The organism is Pseudofrankia coriaricola (genome assembly GCF_001854805.1).
GTDB lineage: Bacteria > Actinomycetota > Actinomycetes > Frankiales > Frankiaceae > Pseudofrankia.
Genome location: NZ_MBLO01000116.1, coordinates 1 through 8,854 on the forward strand (window position 1 = coordinate 1; position 8,854 = coordinate 8,854).

6 protein-coding genes are annotated in these 8,854 nt (G+C 72.9%); 2 read left to right on the top strand and 4 right to left on the bottom strand.

Annotated elements, in window-relative coordinates:
* The 3 genes from BCD48_RS17530 to BCD48_RS17540 form a co-directional block, all read right to left on the bottom strand.
* Positions 1-2,905 (bottom strand): type I polyketide synthase (locus BCD48_RS17530; protein WP_131804023.1); only part of this gene is annotated, 2,905 nt, incomplete at its 3' end.
* On the bottom strand, positions 2,902-3,765 hold the full coding sequence (locus BCD48_RS17535; RefSeq protein ID WP_071049482.1) for a thioesterase II family protein: 864 nt from the start codon (positions 3,763-3,765) through the stop codon (positions 2,902-2,904). The genes BCD48_RS17535 and BCD48_RS17530, both read right to left, overlap by 4 nt.
* Before the next feature lie 507 nt (positions 3,766-4,272).
* Complete coding sequence (locus BCD48_RS17540; RefSeq protein WP_071049483.1) at positions 4,273-5,130, bottom strand: helix-turn-helix transcriptional regulator; 858 nt, start codon at positions 5,128-5,130, stop codon at positions 4,273-4,275.
* A gap of 400 nt (positions 5,131-5,530) precedes the next feature.
* On the opposite strand from BCD48_RS17540, the gene BCD48_RS17545 reads away from it, so the two are divergent.
* Complete coding sequence (locus BCD48_RS17545) at positions 5,531-7,036, top strand: MFS transporter (protein ID WP_071049484.1); 1,506 nt, start codon at positions 5,531-5,533, stop codon at positions 7,034-7,036.
* 38 nt (positions 7,037-7,074) lie between these two features.
* Here the strand turns inward: BCD48_RS17545 and BCD48_RS17550 are convergent, their stop codons facing one another.
* Positions 7,075-7,848 carry an AfsR/SARP family transcriptional regulator gene (locus BCD48_RS17550; RefSeq protein WP_071049485.1) on the bottom strand — a complete coding sequence of 258 codons (774 nt, stop codon included), beginning with the start codon at positions 7,846-7,848 and terminating at the stop codon, positions 7,075-7,077.
* A gap of 525 nt (positions 7,849-8,373) precedes the next feature.
* Here BCD48_RS17550 and BCD48_RS17555 point away from each other — a divergent pair.
* On the top strand, positions 8,374-8,568 hold the full coding sequence (locus tag BCD48_RS17555; protein ID WP_131804024.1) for a hypothetical protein: 195 nt from the start codon (positions 8,374-8,376) through the stop codon (positions 8,566-8,568).
* Positions 8,569-8,854: the final 286 nt, after the last annotated feature.

Here is an 8,854-nt window from a genome sequence, read left to right on the forward strand (position 1 = left end):
GCTCCGCGCCGAGGTCATGGCCGCCGGCCACCGCGCCGGCACCGCCGACCTGGTCGCTCCCGGCCAGCCAGTACCGCTCCCGCTGGAACGCGTAGGTCGGCAGCGAGACGTCGCGGGCCGCCGCGCCGCCCACGGCCGCCCAGACCGGGGCCCAGTCGACCGCGCCGCCCCGGGTCCACACCCTGGCCACGCTGGTCAGGAACGCCCGCCACGAGCCGTCCCCGCGGCGCAGCGTGCCCAGTGCCACCGCGTCGCCGACGCCCGCGAGCGCCGTGTCCCCGGACGCCGTCTCCCCGGACAGCGTGTCCCCGGACAGCGTGTCCCCGGACAGCGTGTCCCCGGCGGTCTCGTGATCGGCCGCCGCGTCGACGGCGGCCCGCGCCGCGTGCGTCTCGTCCGCGACGGCGTCGATCGTCTCGGTCACGCCGACGACGAGCACCGGGTGCGGGCTGACCTCGACGAAGAGCCGGTGCCCGGCCGCGAGAAGCGCGCGGATGGCCGTCTCCATCCGGACCGGCTCCCGGAGGTTGCGGTACCAGTAGTCCGCGTCCAGCAGGGACCCGTCGATCCGGTCGCCGGTGACGGTCGAGTAGAAGGGCACGCCGGCCGGGCGCGGCGCGACCTCCGCGAGGTCGGCCAGCACGGTCTCGCGGACCCGCTCGACCGCCGGCGTGTGCGAGGCGTAGTCGATCGGGACGGTGCGGGCGCGCAGCCCGTCGGCCGCGCAGGCGGCGGCGAACGCCTCCAGGTCGGCCGGCGCGCCGCCGACCACCGTCGAGGACGGCCCGTTGACCGCCGCCAGGACGATCCGGCCGTCGAAGGCGGCCAGCCGGGCGGTCACGTCCGCGGCCCCCAGCGGCACGGACAGCAGCCCGCCACTGCCGGCGATCTCACCCAGGGCATGGGTCCGCCGGACGACTGCCCGGGCCGCCTGCTCCAGCGACAGGGCGCCGGCCACGCAGGCCGCCGCGAGCTCGCCCTGGCTGTGGCCGACGACGGCGGCCGGCTCGACGCCGACCGATCGCCACAGCGCGGCCAACGAGACCATCACGGCGAACAGCGCCGGCTGGATGACCTCGAGGCGGTCCATCGCCGGCCGCCCGTCGATCTCGGCGACGTCGCCGCGCACCACCGCGACCAGAGACCAGCCGACCAGCGGGTCGATCACCGCGGCGCACTCGTCCAACCGGGCCGCGAAGACCGGGCTGGACGCGTAGAGCTCCCGCGCCATCCCGGCCCACTGCGAGCCCTGCCCCGGAAAGATCATCACTGGCCGGGCCGGCGCCCCCTCCGGGACGAGGGCGGCACCCGCGACGGCGCCGGCCGAGGGCAGGCCGTCGGCGAACGCGTCCAGGCCGGCCACCAGCTCGTCCCGGCTCGAGCCGACGACGGCGGCGCGGTGCTCGAACGTGACCCGGGTCGTCACCAGCGACCGCGCGACGTCGGCGAGCGTCGGCCCGTGCGCGCCGGCCAGGTGGTCGCGCAGGCGGCGGGCCTGCGCCCGCGCCGCCGCGGCCCCGCGGCCGGACACCGTCAGGACGTGCGGCCCGGCGGTGGCCTCACGGGCGACCACGGCGGCCGGCGGGGCCGGCTCGCCCGGCCAGTCGGCCACGACCAGGTGGCAGTTGGTGCCGCCCATGCCGAACGACGACACGCCGGCGACGCGGCGGCCGCCGCCATCCGGCCACGCGCCGAGGCCGGTCTGGACCCGCAGGCCCAGCTCGGCCAGCGGCAGGCCGGGCGGCGGCTCCAGGTAGTTCAGGCTGGCGGGCAGCTCGCCGGCCTCGACGCTGAGGATCGCCTTGAGCAGGCCGGCGATGCCGGCGGCCGCCTCCAGGTGCCCGACGTTCGTCTTGACGGAGCCGACGGCGACCGGGCGCCCGGCCCGGGCCGGGCCGAGGACGGCCGCGAGCGCGCGGGCCTCCACCGGGTCGCCGGCCCTGGTGCCCGTGCCGTGCAGCTCGACGTAGGCGACGTCGTCCGGCGCCGTCCTCGCGTCGGCGAGGGCACGCCGGATGACGTCCTCCTGCGCGGCCTGGTCGGGCACCGTCAGGCCGGGGCCGCCGCCGTCGTTGTTCACGGCGCCGCCGAGGATCACGGCCCGGATCGGGGCACCGTCGGCCAGCGCGTCCGACAGGCGGCGCAGCACGACGACGCCCCCGCCCTCGCCGCGGACATAGCCGTTGGCGCGGGAGTCGAAGGTGAAGCAGCGCCCGTCCGGGGACAGCGCGCCGAGGCGGCCCGCGGCGAGCGTGCTCTCGGCGGCGGCGACGAGGTGGACGCCGCCGGCCAGCGCCAGCGAGGACTCGCCGCGGCGCAGGCTCTCCACCGCGAGCTGGACGGCGACCAGGGCGGAGGACTGCCCGGTGTCGACGCTGATGCTCGGGCCGCGCAGGCCCAGCAAGTAGGAGGCCCGGTTCGCGATGATCCCCCGGTTGGTCCCGGTCAGGGTGTACGGCCCGATCGCGTCGAGGCCCGCGCGGGCGGCGAGGGTGGCGTAGTCGTCGCCCATCGCGCCGACGAACACTCCGGCCGGCGTCCCGCGCAGGGCGGGCGGCCGGATCCGCGCATCCTCCAGCGCCTCCCAGGCCAGCTCCAGCGTCAGCCGCTGACGGGGGTCCATGGCCTCGGCCTCCCGGCGGGAGAGACCGAAGAACGACGCGTCGAAGGTGTCGATCCGGTCCAGGAAGCCGCCCGGCAGGCTGAGGCGGGGACCGCGCTCGCCGTCAGAGGCCGGGCCCGTCCGCCGTTCGGGATCGAGCCGGGTGACGGCGCTGGAGCCGGCCCGCAACAGGCGCCAGAACGCGGCCGGGTCCGGCGCCTGCGGCAGCCGGCAGGCCAGGCCGAGGACCGCGATGGGCTCGGCGCCGGAAGGAACCGGCACGGTCGGGGACACGTCCGTCACGCCTGCTCACCTCGTCGCGCGTCGGCCGGCACGGCTGCCGGCGACCCGCCGTGGGCGGCGGGGGCCGCCGCGGCCAGGGAGGCGGCGAGCAGCGGCAGGAAGGTCTCGGGTGACTCACGGATGAAGAAGTGGCCGCCGGGCACCGGGTGCAGGGCGCACCCGCCGGTGGTGTAGCGGCTCCACTCGGACGCCCCGGCCAGGCCGACCATGGCGTCGTCGACGCCGGCGAAGACGTCGATCGGGACGGGGAGCGGCGCCGGCGGTGGTCGCCAGCTGGCGCAGACCGCCAGGTCGTCACGGACGAGCGAGGTCGCCGCCACCATCCAGTCGGGATAGTCGAGCAGCGTCTCCGACATGCCGCCCATCCCGATCAGCAGCCGGGCCAGCGCGAGGTCGTCCATCCCGTCGACGCTCCCCAGCGCCCGCGGCCGGTGCGGCGCGGCGTGCGCCCCGAGCAGCAGGCGGACCGGGCCGCGCCGCCCGCTCTCGGCCCGGCGGTGGGCGAGCGCGAACGCGACGAGGGCGCCCATGCTGTGCCCGTAGCAGGCGTAGCGGCCCTCGAGGTACGGTCCGAGCTCTCGTTCCAGGTCGTCCAGCAGGGCGGTCATCTCCCGGAAGCGCGGCTCGCGGACCCGGCGCTCCCGGCCGGGGAGCTGTACCGGGAGCACCCGCACCGCCGGGCCGACGGCGGCCGACCAGCCCGTGAAGGCGGAGGCGGCGCCGCCGGCGTGGTGGAAGCACAGGAGGTCCAGGGCGGCGGCCGGGCCGGGCGCCGCGGGCAGGTAGGCGGTCGCCGTGGCCTTCCAGGCGTGCGGCGACCGCTGGCTCGCGATGACGGGAACGACGTCCGGCACCTTCATCAGAATTCCTTCCACACCGGCCGTGCTCCCGGCCGGGCAATACCCATCGCGGGAACGCCCGGCGCGCGAGCAGCGCCGAAAGAATGCGGACCAGTGACCGGTGTCACAGAGGGGAAGAGATTCCCGGAGGACTGGCAGATATCCCTGTCCGCGAGGGGCGCGACGGTGCGACCGGCTCGCGTGGACACATCCTCGCGCAGCGTCCTTAAATCTGCCTAGTACTGCGCTTAATAGCCGTCCCGGGGAGCGGGATACCCGGACCCGACAGGTCAGATTACATTTTACGCAATATTCATCAATCAACGGGGATGACATCACGGTGAAATACTTCGTGTGACGGGCGGCGGCGCAGGCGACCGAGACCAAGAATGGTCCCGGTCTGGGTGGAGGAAGGACCGGCCGGCAACGGAGTGCGCTCTGCCGGGACAGACCGTCGGGCCGACGCAGATCGTCAGGGCCAGCGCAGACCCCAGAGCCAGCCCGGACCGTCGGGGCCCGCGGGGACCGTCAGGGCCGGCGCGCCGGCGGGCCGGCTGAGGGCAGGTGCTCCAGCCCGACCACCCGGAGCAGGTCGAGCGCCTCGGCCGACGCCCCGGGCGACGCGGAATACACGATCACCCGCTGCTCCAGGCCGGGGACGGTCAGCACCTGGCATTCCAGCTCCAGGGGGCCGACGGCCGGATGGATCATCGTCTTCGGACCGTCGCGCCGGGGCCCCACCTGGTGGTCGGCCCAGATCTCGACGAACTCCGGGCTCGCGGCCAGCAGCTCCCTGATCAGCCGGCGAATCCGCGCGTCCCGCGGGTAGCGCGCCGCCGAGACCCGCAGGTCGGCGACCGCCTCGCGCGCGTAGGCGTCCCGCTCCTCAGGGGTGAAACGCATGCGCTGGGGCTGGAGGAAGAGCCAGCGGATGATGTTGCGCTCGGCCAGGCTGAGGTCGGAGAAGTCCCCGAGGAGGACGGCCGCGAGCCGGTTGAAGGCGAGGATGTCGTACCCCGCGTCGAGCACGTAGGCGGGCATGTTGTCGAGCCCGTCGAGCAGCCGCAGCACCACCGAAGGCACGTCACGGCGCGGCGCGGCCGAGGACTCCGACACCAGGCTGGCCAGCCGGAACATGTGCGTGCGCTCGTCGTCCGTCAGCCGCAGCGCCCGGGCCAGGGCGGTCATCACCTGGCTGGACGGCCGAGGACCGCGGGCCTGCTCCAGCCGGATGTAGTAGTCGACCGACATCCCGGCGAGGAGCGCGACCTCCTCCCGGCGAAGCCCCGCCGTCCGGCGCCGGCGGCCGGCCTCGAGACCGACGTCACCGGGCTGCACGCGGGCGCGCCGGTCGCGCAGGAAGCTCGCCAGCTCGGACCGGTCCACGACTGCACAATGTCACACCGGGGAAGCGCGAACGACCAGGAAGGTGGTATCCGCGGTACCACCATGTCCGGCGCGGAGTGGTACCCCGGCCATCTGCCGGCCGCTACGCTGATCCTCACGTCGAGCACCGCCTGGATCCGATTGCGCGCCTCGAGGAGCGGAGCGCTCTAGTAACCGCTCATCCCAGGAGCACCCGATTCCCCGGGGCACCAAGTGCCCGGGGCATCAAGTCGCTTTCGGCACGCCGCGCCTCGGGACGAACTTTCCCGCGCCCGAGGCCGCGCGATGCGGCGCGCCGTTTTTCGCCTCGACGCGCCGATCCGGGCGCATTCGATCGACGTTTCTTTCCCGATCCGCTCGGGCCCAGCGCCGATATCCGTCCGTCACGAAAGGCATCCCGATGTCGAGTCCGGTAACCTCCGAATCCGGCGTCGACGCCGTCGACGCCGTCGGGCCATCTCACGAGCGCCGGCGTAACCCCGCCGTCGCCCTCGCAGTGATCGCCGTCTGCCAGCTGATGACGATCCTGGACGCGACCGTCGTCAACATCGCGCTGCCGACCATCCAGAAGGCGCTGGACTTCTCGACGACCCAGCTCTCCTGGGTGCTCAGCGGCTACACGGTCACCTTCGGCGGCCTCCTGCTCCTCGGCGGGCGGGCCGGCGACATCCTCGGCCGGCGCCGGGTGTTCATGACGGGCATCGCCGTGTTCACCATCGCCTCCTTGGTCGGGGGATTCGCGACCAACCCGGCCTGGCTGCTGTCGACCCGCGCCCTCCAGGGGCTCGGCGCGGCCCTCGCCTCACCCAACGCGTTGTCGCTCATTGCCACGAACTTCGAGGCCGGCGAAGAGCGCAACCGCGCCTTCGGCCTGTTCGCCGCCGTCTCCGGTGCCGGTTCCGCGCTGGGCCTGATCCTCGGCGGCATGCTCACGAGCTGGGCGTCCTGGCGCTGGGTGCTGTTCATCAACGTGCCGATCGGCGTCATCCTGCTCGCGCTGGCCCCGCGGTTCGTCCGCGAGTCGACCCCGCACCCCGGCCGCTTCGACCTGGCCGGAGCGATCACCTCGACGACCGGTATGGCCGCGCTGGTCTACGCCTTCATCCGCGCCGCCAGTGACGGCTGGCGCGACCAGTGGACCATCGGCGCGTTCATCGTCGCCGGCGTCACCCTCACCGCCTACATCTTCATCGAGCTGCGCGCCTCCCAGCCGATCACCCCGCTGCAGTTGTTCCGCGAGCGGGACCGGACGGCGTGCTACCTGACGATGCTGCTGAGCGCGGCCACTCTGTTCGGCATCTACTACTTCATGGTCCAGTTCCTGCAGGAGGTCCGGGGCTTCTCCCCCATCCGGGCCGGGCTCGCCTTCCTCCCGTTCACCCTCATCCTGATCGTCTCGGCCCAGGCGGCCGCGTCGCTCGTGAACAAGGTCGGGCCGCGCCTGCTAATGATCATCGGCGGCGTCTTCGTGGCCGGCGGGATGTTCTACCTCGCCCAGGTGGGGCCCGACAGCGGTTACACCCCCGACGTCCTCGTCCCGCTCGCGCTGATGGGACTGGGCTCCGGCATCGTGTTCGTGCCGGTCACGCTGGTCGCGCTCAACGGCGTCGAGGCGGCCTCCGGTGCCGCCTCCGGCCTGCTCGACGCGACCCAGCAGGTCGGCAGCTCGCTCGGGCTCGCCGTCATGGTCACCGCCTTCGGCACGGCCGGCCGGCACGTCACCCCGCTGCCCGGCGCGTCGGCGGCCCAGCAGCAGGTGCATGTCCTCGGCGAGGCGGTCGGGGACGCGCTCCTCGTCGGTGCCTGCTTCGCCGCCTGCGCGATTCTCGTCGCCCTGCTGGTCTTCCGTGGGCGGGGCGGGCAGCTCGATCTCGACGCCGCCGCCAGCCGCGGAATCGTCGACTGAACCGCGATGACGGGGCGACGGGTGTCCGGAGGTCGCCGTCACACCGCCCATCGGTCGACGTCGAGCGAGCGATCCGAGGTGAGGATCGCCTGCTGCAGATCGGTCAGCGTCCGAGAGGGTTCGAGGCCCAGCTCACGGCCCATCACCTCCCGGGCCGAGCGATAGACGCCCAGCGCCTCGGCGCGCCGCTCCGACCGGTAGAGCGCCACCATGAGCTGGCGGTAGAACGCCTCCCACAACGGGTACTCGGCGACGAGGCGAAACAGCCGACCGACCAGCTCGCGGTGACCGCCGAGAGCGAGCAGGGCGTCCGTCCGTTTTTCCAGCCCCTCCAGGAAGAGGTCGCCGCACGAGGCCCGGAAGCCCGTAACGAGGGGGCCCTCCCCCACCTCGTCGAGCACGGGGCCCCGCCAGAGCGCGAGCGCCGCGTCGAACGAGGCCACCGCCGCGGCGTACGCCCCGTCGCTCGCGAGGGAGCGCCCGGTCTCGATGTGGCGGCGGAAGACGTCCGTGTCGAGATCGTCGGGATGGCGCTGCAACACGTACCCGATGGGCCTGGTCGCGATCGGATTGATCGAGGAGCTCTCCCGGCGAAGGATCTTCCGGAGCTGTGAGACGTAGACGTGCAGCGTCGCGTGCGCCCGGCGAGGCGGCTCATGGCCCCAGATCTCGGTGATCAGCAGATCGCTCGTGACGAGCTGGCCGCCCCGGATGAGCAGCACACCCAGCAAAATGGCGAGTTTGCTCGCGGTGATGCTCTGGACCGTCTCACCGTCGAGCACGCGTACAGGACCAAGGATTTCGTACCTCACGGACGTCCTCTCGGTCAGAGAATGTCGAAACTGGCGGTGTCGGTGGAGACGCGACCCGCTCGGGTATTGCGCGGCTGTCCGGGATTCGATGCGATCGCCGGCCCGGAGCAAAGATCGACAATGCGTCGTTGGAGGATCGACGACGACATCGAGAGACCAATCCAGGTTCCTTTCTCATCACCGCGTTACGCATCGGTTTCGATGATCGCGCCGCTGACCATCGCATCATCCCGTCGCGTCGGGGGCGTTTGTCCCCGGACAGCAGGCGGCAACATCGTACAAGCTCGCGCACGGAACGTCAGAACGTTAGGGCGCGCCGAGCACCCAGATGCTAGCTATCACACACGGCCGGGCGGAGAGGCCCACGAAACCATTATCATGACCGGCCCACCCACACGGCCGGTCAGCCAGCGACAATCGAGCCGATGCTTGGCAGCCAAATGCCGTCTTACCAGCTCAGGGCACTCGCGGCCACTCGCGCCCCGATGCGTGGCCAACTGCGTGCCGTTATGTCAGGTGACGACCGTGGACACCGTTTCGCGCCCCTTCGCCGACACCCGCTCGACGACGCCGACTACCGTTCCGCTGCGCAACCCCACCATGCTCCCGCACTCCCGCCCGCGGTGCGCCGACGCCGGCCGGCCGAACGCCGTCATTCATTCGCTCGGCAACCAAACGGCCGCCCGGATCGCACCAGAGGTCCGGCCACCCGGCGCCTGATCTGAAAGGCCGTACCCAGCCATCACGTACACAGCGGCAGGGGAATGAATGCTCTAGATCAGCTGGCGGGCCGATCGTCGCCCAACGCGGGGCTCCGTTACGCCGCCGACATTCGTTGCCGAGCCCATCGTCTGGGCTCAGAAGGCTCATCAGGTGATCCCGACGGCGGAGCCCGGATGCCATCCGCCGACGTTGTACCTGCCGAAAAGTACGTCCGGGCAGGTCAGGCGGCGTGTTCGTACTCGTGCAGGATGCCGCCGAGGCGGTCGCGTCGGCGGATGTCGAG